Annotated in this window: 15 protein-coding genes; 5 read left to right on the forward strand and 10 right to left on the reverse strand. The window is 31.7% G+C overall.

The genetic code is table 11. The features are described from left to right. Positions 1-115: 115 nt before the first annotated feature. The gene (locus ACFQ0S_RS05170; RefSeq protein ID WP_379758414.1) at positions 116-1,855 is read left to right on the forward strand and encodes an ATP-binding protein; all 1,740 of its coding nucleotides are present in this window, start codon (positions 116-118) and stop codon (positions 1,853-1,855) included. Positions 1,856-1,998: 143 nt separating this feature from the next. Here the strand turns inward: ACFQ0S_RS05170 and ACFQ0S_RS05175 are convergent, their stop codons facing one another. The 4 genes from ACFQ0S_RS05175 to rsfS all read right to left on the reverse strand — a co-directional run bounded on the left by ACFQ0S_RS05175 (position 1,999) and on the right by rsfS (position 5,918). Continuing rightward, entirely contained in the window at positions 1,999-2,889 is an 891-nt protein-coding gene (locus ACFQ0S_RS05175) for a phosphatidate cytidylyltransferase (protein WP_379758411.1), read from the reverse strand. 1 nt (position 2,890) lies between these two features. Continuing rightward, entirely contained in the window at positions 2,891-3,493 is a 603-nt protein-coding gene (locus ACFQ0S_RS05180) for a lactate utilization protein B/C (protein WP_379758408.1), read from the reverse strand. A 107-nt stretch (positions 3,494-3,600) separates the two neighbouring features. Next, positions 3,601-5,532 (reverse strand): ATP-dependent zinc metalloprotease FtsH, encoded by a 1,932-nt coding sequence (ftsH, locus tag ACFQ0S_RS05185; protein WP_379758405.1) that lies wholly within the window; start codon positions 5,530-5,532, stop codon positions 3,601-3,603. A 14-nt stretch (positions 5,533-5,546) separates the two neighbouring features. Next, entirely contained in the window at positions 5,547-5,918 is a 372-nt protein-coding gene (gene rsfS / locus ACFQ0S_RS05190) for a ribosome silencing factor (protein WP_151108460.1), read from the reverse strand. Between the two features lie 95 nt (positions 5,919-6,013). On the opposite strand from rsfS, the gene ACFQ0S_RS05195 reads away from it, so the two are divergent. Further along, the gene (locus ACFQ0S_RS05195) at positions 6,014-6,742 is read left to right on the forward strand and encodes a biotin--[acetyl-CoA-carboxylase] ligase (protein ID WP_379758401.1); all 729 of its coding nucleotides are present in this window, start codon (positions 6,014-6,016) and stop codon (positions 6,740-6,742) included. A 6-nt stretch (positions 6,743-6,748) separates the two neighbouring features. Here ACFQ0S_RS05195 and ACFQ0S_RS05200 read toward each other — a convergent pair whose 3' ends face one another. The 5 genes from ACFQ0S_RS05200 to pyrE form a co-directional block, all read right to left on the reverse strand. After that, positions 6,749-8,080, reverse strand: coding sequence for a TolC family protein (locus ACFQ0S_RS05200; protein WP_379758398.1), 1,332 nt, complete (start codon positions 8,078-8,080; stop codon positions 6,749-6,751). Between the two features lie 4 nt (positions 8,081-8,084). Then, a complete protein-coding gene (locus ACFQ0S_RS05205) occupies positions 8,085-9,203 on the reverse strand; it encodes an HlyD family secretion protein (RefSeq protein ID WP_379758395.1) in 1,119 nt (372 codons plus the stop codon). 64 nt (positions 9,204-9,267) lie between these two features. Beyond that, positions 9,268-11,679 carry an ABC transporter transmembrane domain-containing protein gene (locus ACFQ0S_RS05210; RefSeq protein ID WP_379758392.1) on the reverse strand — a complete coding sequence of 804 codons (2,412 nt, stop codon included), beginning with the start codon at positions 11,677-11,679 and terminating at the stop codon, positions 9,268-9,270. Between the two features lie 227 nt (positions 11,680-11,906). Continuing rightward, positions 11,907-12,299, reverse strand: coding sequence for an SRPBCC family protein (locus tag ACFQ0S_RS05215; RefSeq protein ID WP_379758390.1), 393 nt, complete (start codon positions 12,297-12,299; stop codon positions 11,907-11,909). A 163-nt stretch (positions 12,300-12,462) separates the two neighbouring features. Then, entirely contained in the window at positions 12,463-13,110 is a 648-nt protein-coding gene (gene pyrE / locus ACFQ0S_RS05220; protein WP_379758387.1) for an orotate phosphoribosyltransferase, read from the reverse strand. Between the two features lie 7 nt (positions 13,111-13,117). Between pyrE and ACFQ0S_RS05225 the strand changes: the two genes are divergently transcribed. Further along, a complete protein-coding gene (locus tag ACFQ0S_RS05225; RefSeq protein WP_379758384.1) occupies positions 13,118-13,717 on the forward strand; it encodes an NUDIX hydrolase in 600 nt (199 codons plus the stop codon). Positions 13,718-13,906: 189 nt separating this feature from the next. Here ACFQ0S_RS05225 and ACFQ0S_RS05230 read toward each other — a convergent pair whose 3' ends face one another. Further along, positions 13,907-15,724 (reverse strand): glycoside hydrolase family 2 TIM barrel-domain containing protein, encoded by a 1,818-nt coding sequence (locus ACFQ0S_RS05230; protein WP_379758381.1) that lies wholly within the window; start codon positions 15,722-15,724, stop codon positions 13,907-13,909. A gap of 850 nt (positions 15,725-16,574) precedes the next feature. Between ACFQ0S_RS05230 and ACFQ0S_RS05235 the strand changes: the two genes are divergently transcribed. Together ACFQ0S_RS05235 and ACFQ0S_RS05240 are read left to right on the forward strand one after the other, a co-directional pair. Further along, positions 16,575-17,336: an SDR family NAD(P)-dependent oxidoreductase gene (locus ACFQ0S_RS05235; RefSeq protein ID WP_379758378.1), complete on the forward strand. Its 762-nt coding sequence runs from the start codon at positions 16,575-16,577 to the stop codon at positions 17,334-17,336. Between the two features lie 161 nt (positions 17,337-17,497). Further along, a complete protein-coding gene (locus ACFQ0S_RS05240) occupies positions 17,498-18,115 on the forward strand; it encodes an SOUL family heme-binding protein (protein ID WP_379758375.1) in 618 nt (205 codons plus the stop codon). Positions 18,116-18,496 lie beyond the last annotated feature (381 nt).

Below are 18,496 nucleotides of genomic sequence, written 5' to 3' on the forward strand. Positions count from 1 at the left end.
ATAAATTTACTATAACAAATCTTAAAAATAAGCAAGAGCACATTTTTTAAAGTAGAATAATACCACACACGATCTAAAGATAATAAAAAATTAATGTTATTAAATTAGTGCGTCTATGGACAATATTAAAAAAAATTCAGATGCGATTAATCTTATTCGTCAAAAAGCCGAAGAAGTAATTCAGAGTAAAACATCAAAATTTAATTCAAAACTTTCTGAATCAGAAATACTAAAACTAATTCATGAATTAGAAGTTCACCAGATTGAACTTGAAATGCAAAATGAGGAGCTAATAATCGCAAAAGAAAAAGCAGAAAAAGCCTCAGAAAAATATGCTGAATTATATGTATTTGCACCTTTTGGATATTATACTATATCTAATACGGGGCAAATTTTAGAGCTAAATCTTGCTGCCTCCCAAATTTTAGATAGAGAACGCTCATTTTTATTAAACCGTCAATTTGGGATATTTGTTTCTGAAGATACCCGACCAATATTTAACGAGTTTCTTGAAAATATTTTCAATAGTTATAATAGATTCACATGCGATATAGCCATATCCACAAACCTAAATTCACCAAAACACCTTCACCTTTCTGGTATTATTACAGAAAATAGAAAACAATGTCTCTTAACTGTTGTTGATATTTCTCAGCGTAAGCAGATGGAAGTGGAGCTGAGTAATGCAAAAGTACAAGCTGAGGACGCAAATAAAGCCAAATCAGATTTTCTTGCAAATATGAGTCATGAAATTAGAACTCCATTGAATGGAATTATTGGTTTCACCCATCTTTTGATGAATACAAAGTTGGATGAAAATCAGTTTGAATATATGGACGCCATCAATGAGTCTGCTACTATTTTGCAGGGTATCATTAACGATGTATTAGATTTATCTAAAATCGAATCTCGGAATTTAGAATTGCATATTGAAAAAATTGATTTAATAGCACTCGCTCATAATGTTATTCACTTATTCAAACCTCAAGCTTTTCAAAAAAGGATAGATTTAATTTTAAATATTGATAAAAATATTCCTCATTATATTTTTGCTGATGCCATACGTTTAAAACAAATTTTAGTAAATTTAATTGGTAATGCTCTAAAATTTACTTCTACAGGAAAAATTGAGTTTAATATTGATCAAATAAATACTTCTGGAGAAAATGATATCACCATACAATTTTCTGTAAAAGATACTGGAATTGGAATAGTACAGCAAAATCAAGAAAAAATATTTCATCCTTTTGTACAAGAAGACAATTCAACCAGTCGAAAATTTGGAGGTACAGGTTTAGGATTAGCTATTACCAATCAACTTTTAGCATTAATGAATAGTAATTTGCAATTAATAAGCGAATTTGGTAAAGGAAGTAATTTCTTTTTTAATCTTGATGTAAAAAAATTAGATATTAAAAGTAATTCCCAAAAGACAATTGATAATTTTTCAGAAAATAAAATAAGTGTCGTAAAAACAGACAAAGTTTATAGCATTTTGGTAGTTGAAGACAATAAAATTAATATGCTTTTGTCAAAAATACTTCTTAAAAAAATGCTTCCTAATTGTACTATTTTTCAAGCTAGCGACGGAAACCAAGCAGTAGATATAGTAAAAAAAGAACCACTAGATTTAATTCTAATGGATGTACAAATGCCAATAAAAAATGGTTATGAATCAACTATTGAAATTAGAAAAATAAAAAAAATAAATAATCTTCCAATAATAGCATTAACTGCCGGAATTTTACTTGGGGAAAAGGAAAAATGTATTGAAACTGGAATGGATGATTTTATATCAAAACCAATTATTGAAAGTGAATTTGAGCAAAAAGTATTTCAATGGATAACGAAATAGTAAATAGGTTCATCGGATAGTATCGTTTTAACTCTCTATTTTTGAACAATAAATAATAATGCTTTACATTTATAATTAATCCATTTATTTTCAGCATTTTGTTTTTTGAGAAACTAAAAACTGTAATTGAGTACTATATTTTTTTATGAAAAATAATATAAAATTTTATAAAATAAAAATACAAATGGCGCTACAAATATAACACTATCTAGTCGATCTAGTATCCCTCCATGTCCGGGCATTATTATTCCGCTGTCTTTTACGCCAGCAATTCTTTTAAATTTGGATTCGATTAAATCTCCTACTGTACCTATAATCCCCACAATAAGAGCAATTATTGTCCAAATCAATATCGATTTATCGCTAAATTGTGCACTTGCTTTTATATAATATTTTGATATCAAATAACCAGCAATTATTGCAAAAATGATTCCGCCAAAGAACCCTTCAATTGTTTTCTTAGGGGATATTCTTTCAAATAATTTTGTTCTTCCAATAGATTTTCCAACAATATAGGCAAAAGTATCGTTAGTCCAAATCAAGATAAAAAGTCCAATTATGATTTTAGGGTTATAATTGATAACTCCAAATGAAATTTTAGTGATAAATACAAAAGGCAATATAATGTACCCCAATAAATAAAGGTATTTTGAAGAAGTGCTAATTTTTTGAATGTTATCATAAAATAGAAAAAGGATACATTTAATAGACACTACTAATGCAGCAACCAATAAAATCAAGTCTAATTGTTCAGTATTGACAGAAATATTTATATCAGCTTGAAAAAATTCGTTTAATATTTTTGTTGTAAATTGATTGTAATTGCTTATTAATGTTATTGCTATGTAGAATATTAGGCCGAGAAGGATTGGGAAAACTTTATGTATTTGTATTAAATTACAAAATTCGTATAAAGTTACAATTAGGAAGACTCCAAATAGAATAAAAAAACTTTCTTTTGAATATAAAATCGAAGAAAGTAATAAAATTATATAAATAGCTCCCGATATAGCCCGTTTTAGAGTTTCATTCATCTTATAAATCCTCTAAAAGCAATAGATAAAGATTTTTAGCGGCACTTCCGTATTGTAAAAAGTCTTCTTCTTTTGCTTTTTCAAAATATTTTATAGTGGTAATATTTGTAGGATAATCTTTAATGTATTTCTTTTTGATGACTCTAAGTCCATCACTTTTACTTTCGATAATTTGACTTGTTGTAGCAATAACCACAATATTTATTGGTAAATCGTTGGGTTTGTTTTGCTTGATTTGATTCGACGAAAATAGTATTGAACCTTCATCAGCAATTAGATTTTCGCAACTTGCCAGAAGAAATTTTGGATTTACTGGTTTTATATAGGAAAGTTTATTTTCATCAAGCATACTAAAAAGCTTCGGTTCATAGCAAACTACGTCACTTTCAAACCAATCGTTTTCTTCTAAAATATGCTCAAAATGATCTTTTAGTTCCGTGAGATTTTCACAATATAGAAACTTACCTCCATTTTTTTTAAAATTGAATGTAAATTTTTCATCAACAGGAGCTGATAAATTAGCTTGTAAATTATTAAATTCACTTTGTTTTTCCTCAAAAGAGGAATCATCACCAGAACCAAAAAATTTTCTGAAAAGACTCATATAGTTTGTTCAATCAATTAAATTGTTTTTTACAAAACATACAAATGTAAAAAAATCTTAATTCAAAAGCATTTTTTGAATTAAGATTTTTAAAATTATTTTTTTGTTTACAAAGAAGTTTCAGCTTGCAAGTTACTATCAAAATTACGTTTTCCGAAAATTTCTTCTAAATCGTCTTTGAAAATCACTTCTTTTTCAATTAAAATTTCTGCCAATTTATTCAATTTATCTTTGTTTTCCTCCAGAATTTGAATCGCTCTTTGGTATTGGCTTTCTATTAAGTTTGATATTTCTTTATCAATAACCATAGCAGTTTCTTCAGAATAGGGTTTAGAAAAACTATACTCGCTTTGTCCCGAAGAGTCATAATAGGTTACATTCCCAATTTTGTCATTCAAGCCATAAACGGTTACCATGGCACGAGCTTGCTTGGTTACTTTTTCTAAATCACTTAAAGCACCAGTTGAAATACGATTAAATACAACTTTTTCAGCAGCTCTACCACCCATTGTAGCGCACATCTCATCGAGCATTTGGTCTGGACGAACAATTAATCGTTCTTCTGGCAAGTACCATGCTGCACCTAAACTTTGACCACGCGGTACTATTGTTACTTTTATTAATGGAGCTGCGTGTTCTAACATCCAACTTACAGTTGCATGTCCAGCCTCATGTATAGCAATTGCTTTCTTTTCGTCAGGTGTAACAATTTTATTTTTCTTTTCTAATCCTCCTACAATTCTATCAACAGCATCTAAGAAATCTTGTTTGTCTACCGCCGTTTTGTTGTTTCTAGCGGCAATTAAAGCTGCTTCGTTACAAACATTAGCAATATCAGCACCTGAAAAACCTGGAGTTTGCTTGGCTAAAAAGTCGGTGTCTAATCCTTCTACCTTTTTCAATGGAGCAAGATGCACAAGGAAAATTTCGGCGCGCTCACGAATGTCTGGTAAGTCTACAAAAATTTGTCTATCAAAACGTCCAGCACGCATTAAAGCTTTGTCTAACACATCGGCTCTGTTGGTGGCTGCTAAAACAATTACATTCGAATTGGTTCCAAAACCATCCATTTCTGTCAACAGTTGATTCAACGTATTTTCACGCTCGTCATTTCCTCCTGACATGTTGCTTTTTCCACGAGCTCTTCCTACTGCATCAATCTCATCAATAAAAATTATGGCTGGTGACTTTTCTTTGGCTTGTTTGAATAAATCTCTAACACGTGAAGCTCCAACACCTACAAACATCTCAACGAAATCAGATCCTGACAAAGAGAAAAACGGAACTTGCGCTTCTCCTGCAACTGCTTTTGCCAATAACGTTTTTCCAGTACCAGGAGGACCAACTAAAAGTGCTCCTTTCGGAATCTTACCTCCTAAATTGGTATATTTTTCTGGATTTTTTAGGAACTCTACAATTTCTTGTATTTCTTCTTTTGCGCCTTCAAGTCCAGCAACATCTTTAAAAGTGGTTTTAATATCAGTTTTCTCATCAAATAATTTTGCTTTCGATTTTCCGATATTGAAAATTTGTCCTCCACCCGGACCTCCGCCACCACTCATTCTTCGCATAATAAACAACCAGATTCCTACAATAATAAGTATTGGTAATAAACTAATGATGATGTCAGACCAGTTATTTTTTGGTAAAAAATTAAAGTCTTTAAGTTTGCCTTGAGCAACAGCATTTTCTAATTTTTTCTGAAAAATTTCATCGTTACCAATATCAAAAATATAATGAGGTCCTTTTACATTAGGACGATTCAATAAATCTTTTGCTACTGCTTTATGTGAAGTTTCTTTTAAAGCTTCAGGAGTCAAATAGACTTCAGCTTCTTGTTTATTGTATACAATAACTTTTTGTACTTCGCCTTTTTCTAAAAAGGTATTGAATTTTGAAGAAGTAGTTTTAGCTGCCTCTTGAAAACTGGAACCTCCCGAAAAAATACTAATGGATAGAAATATAAGTAATATTACCAAATAGATTGCCCATGAGGGTACTTTAAATTTACTTGGATTTGGTTTATTGTCGTTAGCCATTGCTTTGCGTTTCTTTAATATTTATTTTGAATTGTTGTAATTTTTGCGTCACCCCAAAGACTTTCAATGTTATAGTATTCGCGAATGTGTTTCTGAAAAACATGAACCACAATGTTCACATAGTCCATAAGAACCCATTCTGCATTATCAGTTCCTTCTACGTGCCAAGGTTTGTCTTTGATTGCTTTTGAGACTGTTTTTTGAACGGAGTTAACGATGGCGTTAACTTGAGTATTTGAATTTCCGTTACAGATGATGAAATAATCGCAAGCAGCGTTGTCTATTTCTCTTAAATCTAATATGTCAATATCGTTTCCTTTTACTTCTTCAATTCCTTTGATGATGTTAGCCAACAAAACATCATTGTTTATTGCTTTTTTTGTCATTTATTTTTTTTCTATATGTTCGCAAAGTTACCACTTTTTGTGATTATTTTTGAACCTTAACATAACATTAAATTCTGTCTCACAAATTATTTCTAATGAAAGTAATCAAACTCGATGCCATAGATTCTACAAATGAGTATTTAAAAGACTTAATAGGCAAGCAATTAGTAGATAATTTTACAATTGTTACAGCTGAAAATCAGACAAAAGGAAAGGGACAAATGGGTTCGGTTTGGAATTCCGAAATTGGTAAAAACTTAATAATGAGTATTTTAATTAAAGATTTTATTTTTGATATTTCTAAAATTTTTAATTTAAATATAGCATTTTCATTAGCTGTAATAAATGCTTTAGAAGAAAGAAAAATTCCTAAAGTAAGTATAAAGTGGCCCAACGACATTATGTCAGATACCAAAAAAATTGGCGGAATATTAATAGAAAATAGTATAAAAAGTGATGGAACTATTTCTTCAGTAGTGGGTTTAGGGCTCAATGTGAATCAAACTTATTTTCAAGATTTGCCAAAAGCGTCTTCTCTTGCAATCATTTGTCATGCTTTTTTTAATAAAGAGGAGTTGCTTTTTTCTATTGTTGAAAACATGAAACTAAATTTACTAACATGGAATCAACAATCCGATTTGATGTGGCAAAAGTATACGAATTACTTATTCAAAAAAGGAATTCCAATGCCATTTCAGAATAAAGAAAATCAAAATTTCATGGGCATTATTCAAGGTGTTTCTTCTATAGGAAAGCTAAAAATTCTTTTAGAAAATGATACAGTTTCAGAATTTGACATTAAAGAAATTCAGCTCTTGTATTAAGGTAATTTACAAAGAGAAGTTTTCTCCTAAATAAAACTTAATTAATGCATTATTAAACATTAATTCATATTTAGATTGAATTAAATCGGCTTGTGAATTGTTATAAAAAATTTTGGTAAGATTCAATTCGGATATGTTTATTTTTCCTAATTCAAATTTTAGCAATTCAGCATCATAACTTTTTTGTGAAAATTCATAAGCTACTGTGGAGGCATCATTCTTTTTGATAGAGGTCTTCGTATCGTTTATGGCTTTTAATACTTCTTTTGAAAGGTTATTTTGCACAATTTGAGTGTCAAATTTAGATTGTTTTAAATTAAGTTTTGTGGTTTTAATTTTAGAAAAATTATCCATTTGACTAAATATAGGAATCGTCAAATGGAATCGTACACCTCGAATAAAGTTATTGTCTAACTGGTCCTCATTTGCTATTGGTCCTAAATCTCTGTCTATATAATTATCAGTATAATTGGAGCCCGCAAGTAGTCGCATGGTTAAAACAGGATAGAGAGGTGCCCTTGCTAACGAAAGAGCCGTTCTTGCCTTTTTTTCCTTTAAAAGACTCATCGAGTATAAAGGATTCATTTCGACTGCTTTTTTGGCTAATGAGAATTGATTTTCTTCTAATAATACATTTTTACTTATTTCTGTTATGGGTTTTAATAATTGAATTTCTTTTTCTAAAGGAAAATTCATTAATTGTTTTAAACTAACAAGATTATCAGTTAACCGGTTTTCGCTAGTTAGTAGGGTAAGCTCTTCTCTTGCTTTTTGTGTTTTAATTTTAAATACTTCGCTTTCAGCTATAACACCAGAATCAAATTTTAAAATGGCTAATTCCAGTTGTTTTTCACTCGATTTTATTTGCTCTTTATTAGCAGTAATTATTTCTTGTAAATAAAGAATGGTAATGAATTTTTGAGCTAAATCAATTGTAATTTCGTTTTTTACTTTTTGAATGTTTACTTTACGAATATTGACCTCTTGCTTTGTTGATCGAATAGTATTTATAACAGTAAATCCAGAAAATAAATTAAACATTGCATTGGCTGTTCCGTTATAAAATTTTAATTCTTGGTTTACAAAAGTGTTCGTATTTTGGTCAATATCACGACCCCATGAATTTCTGTTTTCTGCAATTCCGTATACAGAGGGTAAAATTTTACCATAACTGGCTATGTTTTGATTAACAGCTATTCGTTCATCATTTAATGCACTTTTTATTAATAGATTCTCTTTTAATGCAATCTCTAAACAATCATTAAAGGATAGTATGTCTTGACCAAATACTACATTTGAAAATGTAAAAACGAGTAGTAAAGAAATATATTTTTTCATTAATTTAGTTAACACTATTATCGATGTTATTGAATAATTTTTTAATAATGTATTGATAAAGTTGCATTCTTTCTATAATGACTTCACCTTTTAGTTTATAACCTGCTTTTAAATTGATGTTGGGGTTGTATTTTTTAATAGTTGCCAAGCAATAAAATGTTCTATCTACGTCTGATGGCGATACATAAGTAATTTTGCCTTTTATAGCGCCAAATCTATAATAATTATAAGCATCTAATTTCAAATTAATTTCTTGACCATTTTTTATGTAAGTCAAATCTTTTTCATCTAAAATTACTTTTGCATAAAAGGATTCTTTTTTGGGAGCTATAATGGTAAGTAATTCTCCTTTATTTACAATTTCTATATTTTGTCTTGCATTAAAAAGATTCGATACTGTTCCGTTTATTGGAGAAACAATTACTAGTTTTTGCAGTTCATCTGAAATGTAATTTAGGTTGTATTTACCATCTTTAATTTGCGCTTTCAATTCAATAATGTCCCGTTGGTAATTCTGAATTTCATTATCAACATCTATGATGCTTCTTTTTAAATCATTTTTAGATCGGCTGTAGTTATTATATAAGTTTTCAAAATCATAATTCTTGTTAGAATAACTAGAATTGATATCTACTTGCCCTTTTTTAATATCTAAATTTCTGTTTTTAGCATCCGTCATTTCATACCTCGAAATAGCTCCTTTTGCGTATAATAAAGAATCGGTTTTAAACTTATCGGTTAAAATTGAGGTTTGTTGAGACGATAAATTAATCTTGTTGTTTAAAGACGTAATCTCTAGAGCAGTTTTTTTACGATCGGTTTTATAAATATTAGACTGAATGTATAACAATTGTTGTAAAGATTTCTTACGTTCAACTGTATTTTGAATCAATCGGTTTATAACTCCAATTTTGTTTTCCATCGAAGCTACGTCGGTATTTAATACATTAAATTCTGAACTTGTTTTTTTGTTTTCAAGTACAAATAAGGTATCGCCTTTGCTTACTTCTTGACCTTCTTTAGTTAAAACTTTAATTATTTTAACTTCATTTGGTGCGTTAATTTTTAATTGTGGAGTGTCTGAAAAAATTTGTCCTTCCTTAAAGTTTACAGTGTCATTCATTCTTAGGGCAAAAATTAAGACAATCACAATAATCAAGAACCCCACTAAAATTCTGTTTAGAATCTTAATAAAGTTGATTGATTTCGTGTTGTAATAAGTAGAGTTCTCCATTAGTAATTTTGTATTTTGTTGTAAAATTGATATTGTTTATAGGCTCGTGAGAAATGATGATGTAGGTTTTAGTATAATCATGTTCTATTAATGCTTCTACTTTATCTCTTGACTCGATGTCCATGCCTGATAAAACTTCATCTAAGATTATTATCTCTGTTTCAGCAAATAATGCTCTTAACAGTAGTATTTTTTTTCGTTGTCCTGTTGAAAGATTTTTACCGTTTTCGTTAATGATAAAATCTAAACCATCATCTTTAGAAGCTATAAAATCATAAAAATTGATTTCTTTTGCTTTTTCTAAAACATCCGAATCGGAGATGTCTTTTCCTAAAGTAATATTGCTATAAATAGTATCATTAAATAGAATATCCTCATTGGTTACTAAAAGGATTTTGTCACGCATTTTTTCCTCGTTGTAAAATTTCTTGTCCATTTCGTTTATTAAAACAGCACCTGAAATCGGATTGTAAAGCGTGGTTAGTATTTTACTAAAGGTCGATTTTCCAGATCCATTTTGTCCTTCAATTTTTATTTTTTCGCCTTTACTTATTTTTAAATTAATGTTTTTCAGAACAAGCTCGTTAGGAATATATCCGTAACTAATATCTTGAAATTCAATGGTGTCAATCGTAAAATCTTTAATTCCTTTTGCAGATTTCATTTGAGTGCGCTCATCAAAATCTAGGTATCGTTTTAAGATTACTTCATTTTCCTGAAGCGTCATATTGTCATCTAAAATCCCTTTTAAAGAAGAAAATATTTTAGAAGATAAGGCTATAAATGTTACAATTTGTCCTAGTGTTATGATTTGAGTTTCTATCGCTGATTTTGTCAAAAACACTAAAATAAATAAACTAGAAATGATAATAATCACCGCAACGACTATCTTATTGATTAAATCGACATAGCCATTACGAAGTTGAATTTTTAAATAATCATTTATGCTAGAATAAATTTTATTAGAATGAAAACGTTCTATTTTAAAACTTTTAATGACTTGAATTCCTTCCACTTTTTCCATCATTTTAGAGATGAAATCTGCCTTACGTATGTAGCGTAGTCGCTCGTTTTGTTTTAAATAAGGGGTAATAAATTTAAACCAAAAGAAGAATAAAATCATTACAGCAATTACTATAAGCGTTAATGTTTTATTGATAAAAAACAAAATGCACAAAGAGTAAACCGATACAATCAAATCAACTAAAATTCCAGTAAAGAATTTCATGAAAAAACTTTTCAATTTCATAGAATCACTCACACGCTCCATTAAATCTCCTTTTTTATAAGAATGGATATACGAAAGAGAAGAGTTATTGATTTTTTGATCGAATGAAAAAAGAAAATAACGGTCTAAGGCATTTCCTAAATGAATGCTGACAAAGTTTTTATAAACAGTCGTAAAAATGTCGAAAATTTTATAAATCCCTAAACCTATAGCAAATAATACAAGTGTATTTAAATTATAAGTTGGTAAAACATTATCAATTAATATCTGATTTGTAAATATGGCAATTTGAGCAGTAGTGGCTGAAAAAAGGGCAGCAAAAATATAAATGAACCATAATTTTTTATACTCGCCTAATTGTTTAAACAACTGCCAGTATAAACTACCTTTTTCTTCTTCGGGATAAGTAGTAGCTTCTTCTGATTTCGTGTTTTTTATAGTAAGAATTAGAGGAGAATTGTTTCTAATTTTTCCTTTATCCAACTCAAGTGTTTTAAAATTGCTAGGAACACTAGAAATTTCTTGATTTTTTAATAAATCATAGAGGAAATTTTTCTCGGCTTCAGTATCTTTAAAACCGAAACTTTCTTTTAAATATTTAAAATAAGTCAGTTTGTTAAACAAAGCGGCATGCCCATTTTCTGTCAAGGAATCTTCAAAATTTATTTTATATTCCTGAAGTTCCTTAGAACAAATAGCAATTATTTTGTCTTCAGTTTCGGCTAAATCCCAATGATTTTTAGTAAAATGGGCTTTAGTTTTCAATTCCTGTAACGTCAATACATACTGGTTTCCTTTACCTGGATCAAAAATCTTGAATTTTTTACCTATTAACTCATTTACAACAATATAGTGTAAACCGTTTTTGTGTTTAATAGGTAAAATAAAAGGAAACAGCTCTTGTATCTGACTTTCATTACCGTCAATGAAATTAAAATCAAGTAACTTAAAATCGGCTACAAATCCGTTAGTGTTGAAGAAATCTTTTAAATCAGAAATGCGAGAGCCTTTTTGATCTAAAGGGATGCTCTCTTCGATAAACTTTCGAGAAATATTTTTCTCGAAAATGTTGTAAACAGTCTTGATTGCACTTATTCCGCAGTCATTACTTTTTAATTGTGGGTCAGTTTTTGGCATAGATTTGGGGTTTTATCTTATCCTAAAATTACGATTAACTTATTGTTAAACAATCGTTAATTCAATAATTCTATACAACATTACTAAGAATATTTATCGTACACTAAAATTTTCTGTAACTAACCTGAAAACTCGATAAAATGCTATAAATTAAGTATGAGTGGAAATAAAAAAGCCTTTCATGAAATTTATAAAAGGCTTTTATTTAATAAATTAAGTTTATTTTTTTACAGTTTAGGCATGTTTTCGGCTAGCGTTTCTATGAATTTACTAATAGGTCCTTTTATCATCATGGCCATCATGGGGTTAAATTCGCCTTCAAAAAACAATTGCACTTCAGATTTATTTTCAGAAATACTATCAATATTGGCTTTCAATGTAAAAGGCAATTTATCACTTGCTGCTCCAAGAACAATAGTGTTAGGAGCTATTTTTTCTTTCATTTTCAATTTTATTTCTGGCATTCCTTTTAATCCAAAAATAAAAGCATCTTCACCTATAACTTCAAACTTAGCTATAGATTCGGGCATTAATTTTTCGAAATTTCTAACATCAGATAACGAATCGAATATATATTGTGCCGATTGTTCTAGGCTCACTTTAGGACTTTCTAAGTTCATATTTTTATAATTATTTCAATAGTAACATTCAGTGTAGAATAGTGAACTATTTTTTATTTATTAAGGTTTAATTCTTACTACAAATTTAAAAAAATATAAATAAAAATTTGCGAATTTGCGGTCAACACGTCTAGTTTATGCATTTAGGTAGTATATTTAATTACTACACTTCAACGCCCCAAGCAGCAGGGTCTGCATTCCATTCTTTTAAAACAGCTTCCTCTTTTTCGGTAATGTATTTTTTATTTACCGCTAAGTTAAGTAAATTTTGGTAACTACTTAAAGTATACAAGTCTACATGAGCTTTTTTAAAATTTTCTTCTGCAACAGCAAAACCATAAGTAAATATAGCCACCATTCCTTTCACGTTGGCACCAGCTTCTCTTAAGGCTTCAACAGCAAGCAAACTACTATTTCCTGTACTAATTAAATCTTCAACAACCACTACGCTTTGACCTTTATGCAGGAACCCTTCTACCTGATTTTTTCTACCATGTTTTTTAGGCTCTGGTCTAACATACACAAACGGAAGTCCCATATACTCGGCTACCAGCATACCTATGCCTATTGCCCCAGTGGCAACACCTGCAATAACGTCAGGCTTCCCAAATTGCTTTTCGATATTTTTAGAAAACTCTTCTCTAATAAAATTTCGTATAGCAGGAAACGAGAGTGTTAGCCTGTTGTCACAATAAATAGGTGACTTCCAACCCGAAGCCCAAGTAAAAGGATTTTTCGGATTCAATTTAATTGCATTTATTTGCAAAAGCAACTCGGCTGTTTTTTCGGCTGTTTCTTTATTAAAAATCATATTACAAATGTATAAAGTTTTTGTCAACGATAAACCTTTTTTCTTAACGAATCAAATCGTTAAAGAAACCGATTTTCAATTGTTTTTACTTGAAAGCACTGATATAGAGCAGCTTGTTATAAAAATGTTTAACAACAAAATTAAAAAATGTTATTTATATTATCCAGACGAAAAAGTAATATTAAAGAAATTGAAAGAAAAAATCCCTGTTCAGCGAGCGGGTGGGGGGTTTGTTTACAATAAAAAAGGAGAAGTTTTATTTATTTTCAGAAACGGAAAATGGGATTTGCCTAAAGGGGGTAAAGAAAAAGGCGAGAAAATGTCTCATACTGCTCTGCGTGAAGTGGAGGAGGAGACAGGAGTCAATGCATTAAAGGTGACCAAAAAATTACAAAAAACCTATCATATTTTTAAGCGAAACGGCAGGTATAAACTCAAAATTACCCGGTGGTTTGAGATGACCACTGATTTTGAGGGCATTCCTTTAGGTCAAGCCGAAGAAGGAATAGAAAAAGTCGCTTGGCTTAACCCCGAACAAGTTAAGGAAGCGTTGAATAATTCGTATGAAAATATAAAGTTATTGTTTAAGGAAGAAAAGTTTCTTTAAAAAATAAATCAAAACCGTTAAGGCAGTTAAGTAAATTAAGCATAGAGGTAAGTAGCTCATTTTAAGACAAATTTTAACTTAACGGAACTTAAAAATATTCAGGTTCACAAGCAACTAAACCTAATAAATCGCAACTATTTTCAGGAGCTAAATTTAGCGGATAATATTTTTTCTTCCAGTAATGTGAAACTACTCAAAAACAACATTGTCTATATAAATATCATGTGGCGTACTGATACTATTAGAAAACAAAACCAAACCAGAACGAATACAGCTGAGATCTAGTTTCTTAACATTAATAGTGTATTTTTTCCATTTGGTACTTAATTTAACTTCCATAGAATTTTTGGTAGAGTCTGGATAAGGTTTGTCTTTACCAATCAATCCAAAGCCAATATTAGCAATCATATTGGTACTCGCTTTTGCCCAAAAACTAAATGTTTGGGCTCCAATTATTTCATACCCTCCAGCAATATCACCCCAATCATTTTTGGGATCTACAAAGCCAATGCCATACCAATTACGGTCGTCGGTATAACTAATTTTTATCGAGGAAGTTCCGGATTGCACCTCCTCTTTATTATGGACATCTACCGAAAGCGCTTTGTAATTCCCCATAAATCCGGTGGGATGATACGGAGCATCTTCTCCATCTTGATACACATAAAAAGGAAGTGTAGTCCTTGCTCCGATATTTTTTTTATTTTTTGCCAATACATCTAAAACGAGAATGGAGTTGGAAGCAATTCCAACATTGTTATAGGAATCGGTAACATTTACATACACTTTTATAGCGCCATGCTCTTTAGGCAATTGAATCTCAAAACCATTCGCTACAGTACCTCTAAAGTGAAGTGGGTTAATTTGACTTCTTCTTTTGCGACTGCCCGTTCGTTGATTGTAATAAAAGCTAAAAGATAGGCTGTCGTTCTCCACATCAAATGCTTTCAAAGTTACAGGAACCCAGGTTTCACTTTTCGTTTCTGCATTGGGTAATTCAAAAGTTTCAATTACAGGAACATTATTAATAGGTTTTTGCCCCGTAAAGGCTTCTCTAATCGCCCAATATTGCGGACGGAACTTCCCTTCATGATGGGTCATAAACCAAGGCGAACCAAAATCATTGCCATTGTAATAATGAAAAACATACACCCCCAAACAACCGGGTTTATTTTGAATCCAGTTGGGATAGCCTTGTGCTATAGCATCGTATTTTTCGGTATCAGACGGTTCAATTACTAATCCATTTTTTTTCGCTTTAATATCCCATTCACCAGTAACACCAAACTCGGTAACGATATACGGTTTATCAATACCTCTTTTTTCTATTTCACCCGCAATATAATTGGCACCCGCACCATAACTATTGATACCATAAATATCTATAGAAGGCACCCATTTTTGCCACCAATCTAGTCCGAAAGTCCAACCCTCAACTGAAGTTACAGGATGATTCGCATCTATTTTTTTAATGTTGCTACAAATCCTTTCTAATAGTTTAGAATACGCTTCTTTTTCAGCTTCAGTAGCAATATTTAAATAGACTTCATTTCCAACAGCCCAAGTAAGTACTGCAGGGTGTTTATGGAATTTTTCAACCGTTTCAAGAGCATGCTTGTACATGTCTTCCATCCCTATGGTATCCTTTAGATAATTAAAACTATCATCATCTTCCATACCCGGCCGACCATGCCGCATCCAGATGCCCATCATTACTTTTACACCATAGCTTTGAGCGGCATCAAGTAGTTGCTGGGTGTTGTCATTGGTGCCCCAAATCCGAATCGTATTTACCCCTAAAAAGAGAAGGTCATTAAAGTATTTGTCATAGTTTTTTACGTCATTGTCGCAGCCAAAAGTCACCCCTTTAATCTGAAACGGATTGTTATCTACTAATAATTCCCAGCGATTGCCTGTTTTATTTAAAGTAGTTTGTGCTTTTGTGCTCCAACTATAGCAACAAGCAATAAGAAGGAGAACAGGTAAGAAGTTTTGTTTTATTTTCATAGGTTCGGATTGCTATTTGGGTATAACATCATCTCATCACAACTCGATGTGCGCCACTAAAGTAGCATTATTTTCGGATTTGCCAAAACTTATGCAACCATTGTTAAAAGTAAGTTTGTTTTTAAGTCGAAGCCAAAGTCATTGCAAGGAAGAATGACGAAGCTACAGGCTCCCTAACTTGTCATGCTGAACTCGCTCCCTTTTGTCATGCTGAACTCGTTTCAGCATCTCACCAATTTATTATAATTCCGAACTCGCTCCGGAATCTTCACTCCAATCTCATACTTTTTTTAGATGCTGAAATAAATTCAGCATGACAAACTACATCCTATTGTCATTCCGAACTCGCTCCCTTTTGTCATGCTGAACTCGTTTCAGCATCTCACCAATTTATTATAATTCCGAACTCGCTCCGGAATCTTCACTCCACACACATACTTATTTTAGATGCTGAAATAAATTCAGCATGACAAACCAAATCATATTGTCATTCCGAACTCACCCCCATCTTTGTCATGCTGAACTCGTTTCAGCATCTACTTTCCACAGATTATCCCCCAGCTACCGAGCGACTAGAGCAAAGCGACTAGCGTAGCAATCCCTTCGCATGGTATGAAAACCAGCTCCATGAAGTGTTCTCTAAATTGCTCTGCATAGTCTACAGTCGTTGTCCTTGCATAAGACATATTTTAATGTTTTAATTCAGTTTAACCACCCCACAACAAACAACTCCACTCAACGATAAACCAATAGCAGCAACCCGTGAATGATACAACTCTTTTCTAGTATTATACAAGGTTTTAACAATTATTAGGTCTCACCTTTGTGCCATAGTTAAAAACTACCAACAATGAAAAAATTAGAAAACAAAATTGCCATCATCACAGGTGGTTCAGGAAGTATCGGGAAAACTGTGGCAAAATTATTTTTAGAAGAAGGGGCTACAGTCATGTTGGTGGGTACATCGGAGGAAAAACTGCAAAAAACAGTGCAAGAACTCAAAAGCGAGCACGTACAGTATTGTGTTGCCAATGTTTCAAAGTTAAAGGATGTAGCACATTACATCTCAGAAACCGTAAAGCATTTTGGTAAAATTGATGTGTTTTTTAACAATGCCGGCATCGAAGGAGTGGTAAAACCCATAGTTGATTATCCGGAAAAGGTATTCGATGAGGTTATTGCAGTAAATGTGAAAGGAATGTGGCTGGGTAATCAACATGCGCTGCCCCAAATGAATGACGGTGGTAGCATCATCATGACCTCCTCTGTTGCAGGCATAATAGGTTTTGCAGGTTTGGGGGCCTATGTAACCAGCAAGCACGCTGTTGTGGGAATTATGAAAACATCCGCTATTGAAGCTGCACCAAGAAAAATAAGGGTCAACTCGGTGCATCCTGCACCAGTCAACAATCAAATGATGCGTTCCATAGAAGATGGCGCTTCTGCCGGTCATGGAGATAAAATAAAGAAACAATTTGAAGCCACGATCCCACTAGGGCGATATGCTGAACCCATCGAAATTGCAAAACTAGTTTTATTTCTAGCAAGTGATGACAGCCAATATATTACGGGCACCACCCAAATAATTGATGGAGGAATGTGCGCGCAATAAAAAAAGGATAAAAGTAAATCACAGATTAAATTGAGTGTAGAAAAATTTACAAAAAACGAATGCCAATTGGAGAATGAAGCGACTTTTTACTATCTTTAAAAGATTTAAAATGAAAATATTCATGAATGAAGCAACTCTTTTCCATTTTTAAAACAGTTAAAATGAAAATATTCATCATAGCAACCAGCCTAATCATCGGACCCCTATTGCTAGTTCAACTATACACCACCATGTCAATCTCTAAAACACAAACACAGGCCTACAAAGTAATTCAGGTTGAAAAAGATTTCGAAATACGATTCTATCCGGCTATGACAATGGCTACCATTACCTCCTCAGCAAAAACCTACAAAGAGCTTGGAAGCTCAGGTTTTAAAAAATTAGCGGGTTATATTTTTGGTGGCAACAGCACCAAACAAAAAATAGCCATGACTTCACCCGTGTATATGAATATAAATGATTCGGTTTCCACTATGAGCTTTGTGATGCCTGCTCAATATCATAAAGACAACTTACCCAAACCCAACAATTCAGAGGTAAAAATTGAAACTACTGCCAACGAATATGTAGCTGCAATAACATTTGGAGGTTTTGCTTCAACGAAAGACATCAATGAAAACAAACAGAAATTAGAAAGTGCTTTAAAAGCGAAATCCATTTCTTATTACGGTAACTTTCGCTACCTAGGATACAATCCGCCCTACCAATTATTTGGCAGAAAGAACGAGATTATCATAAGTGTAAATCAGGATTTTAAACAAATCAACACCAGTAAATAAAAGTGTATTCACCGCTACCAAGCAACTAGAGCCAAGCGACTGGCGTAGCAATCCTTTCGCATGGTATGTAAATCCAATAAAAAAGTATATTTAAAAAAGGGAATGAGGGTGCTGTAGTTCCCTCACCCCACATAAATCACCTCTTGAGTCACCTCTAGGTATATACGGCACCATTTACTTCCTTTTATAAAGCACACCAATATGGTATCCCTCTAATCCTAAAAAGACTTTTTATCCTTTGCTTTAGAAGTACATTTTCTTATATAAGTAGCAATAATAGTCAATTATATAATAAAAATGTCTTGTCCTAAAATAGCTATACACAAAAACAGTGTATATGGAACACCAACAACAAGAGATTTATGCTTCACGTGAGCACAA

Origin of the sequence: Flavobacterium myungsuense, assembly GCF_042677265.1 — a bacterium.
Lineage (GTDB): Bacteria > Bacteroidota > Bacteroidia > Flavobacteriales > Flavobacteriaceae > Flavobacterium > Flavobacterium myungsuense.

Bases quoted from the DNA above. Each gene is read 5' to 3' on its own strand.
- ACFQ0S_RS05170 (WP_379758414.1), top strand. From the start codon at position 116: ATGGACAATATTAAAAAAAATTCAGATGCGATTAATCTTATTCGTCAA.
- ACFQ0S_RS05175 (WP_379758411.1), bottom strand. From the start codon at position 2,889: ATGAATGAAACTCTAAAACGGGCTATATCGGGAGCTATTTATATAATT.
- ACFQ0S_RS05180 (WP_379758408.1), bottom strand. From the start codon at position 3,493: ATGAGTCTTTTCAGAAAATTTTTTGGTTCTGGTGATGATTCCTCTTTT.
- ftsH (WP_379758405.1), bottom strand. From the start codon at position 5,532: ATGGCTAACGACAATAAACCAAATCCAAGTAAATTTAAAGTACCCTCA.
- rsfS (WP_151108460.1), bottom strand. From the start codon at position 5,918: ATGACAAAAAAAGCAATAAACAATGATGTTTTGTTGGCTAACATCATC.
- ACFQ0S_RS05195 (WP_379758401.1), top strand. From the start codon at position 6,014: ATGAAAGTAATCAAACTCGATGCCATAGATTCTACAAATGAGTATTTA.
- ACFQ0S_RS05200 (WP_379758398.1), bottom strand. From the start codon at position 8,080: ATGAAAAAATATATTTCTTTACTACTCGTTTTTACATTTTCAAATGTA.
- ACFQ0S_RS05205 (WP_379758395.1), bottom strand. From the start codon at position 9,203: ATGAATGACACTGTAAACTTTAAGGAAGGACAAATTTTTTCAGACACT.
- ACFQ0S_RS05210 (WP_379758392.1), bottom strand. From the start codon at position 11,679: ATGCCAAAAACTGACCCACAATTAAAAAGTAATGACTGCGGAATAAGT.
- ACFQ0S_RS05215 (WP_379758390.1), bottom strand. From the start codon at position 12,299: ATGAACTTAGAAAGTCCTAAAGTGAGCCTAGAACAATCGGCACAATAT.
- pyrE (WP_379758387.1), bottom strand. From the start codon at position 13,110: ATGATTTTTAATAAAGAAACAGCCGAAAAAACAGCCGAGTTGCTTTTG.
- ACFQ0S_RS05225 (WP_379758384.1), top strand. From the start codon at position 13,118: ATGTATAAAGTTTTTGTCAACGATAAACCTTTTTTCTTAACGAATCAA.
- ACFQ0S_RS05230 (WP_379758381.1), bottom strand. From the start codon at position 15,724: ATGAAAATAAAACAAAACTTCTTACCTGTTCTCCTTCTTATTGCTTGT.
- ACFQ0S_RS05235 (WP_379758378.1), top strand. From the start codon at position 16,575: ATGAAAAAATTAGAAAACAAAATTGCCATCATCACAGGTGGTTCAGGA.
- ACFQ0S_RS05240 (WP_379758375.1), top strand. From the start codon at position 17,498: ATGAAAATATTCATCATAGCAACCAGCCTAATCATCGGACCCCTATTG.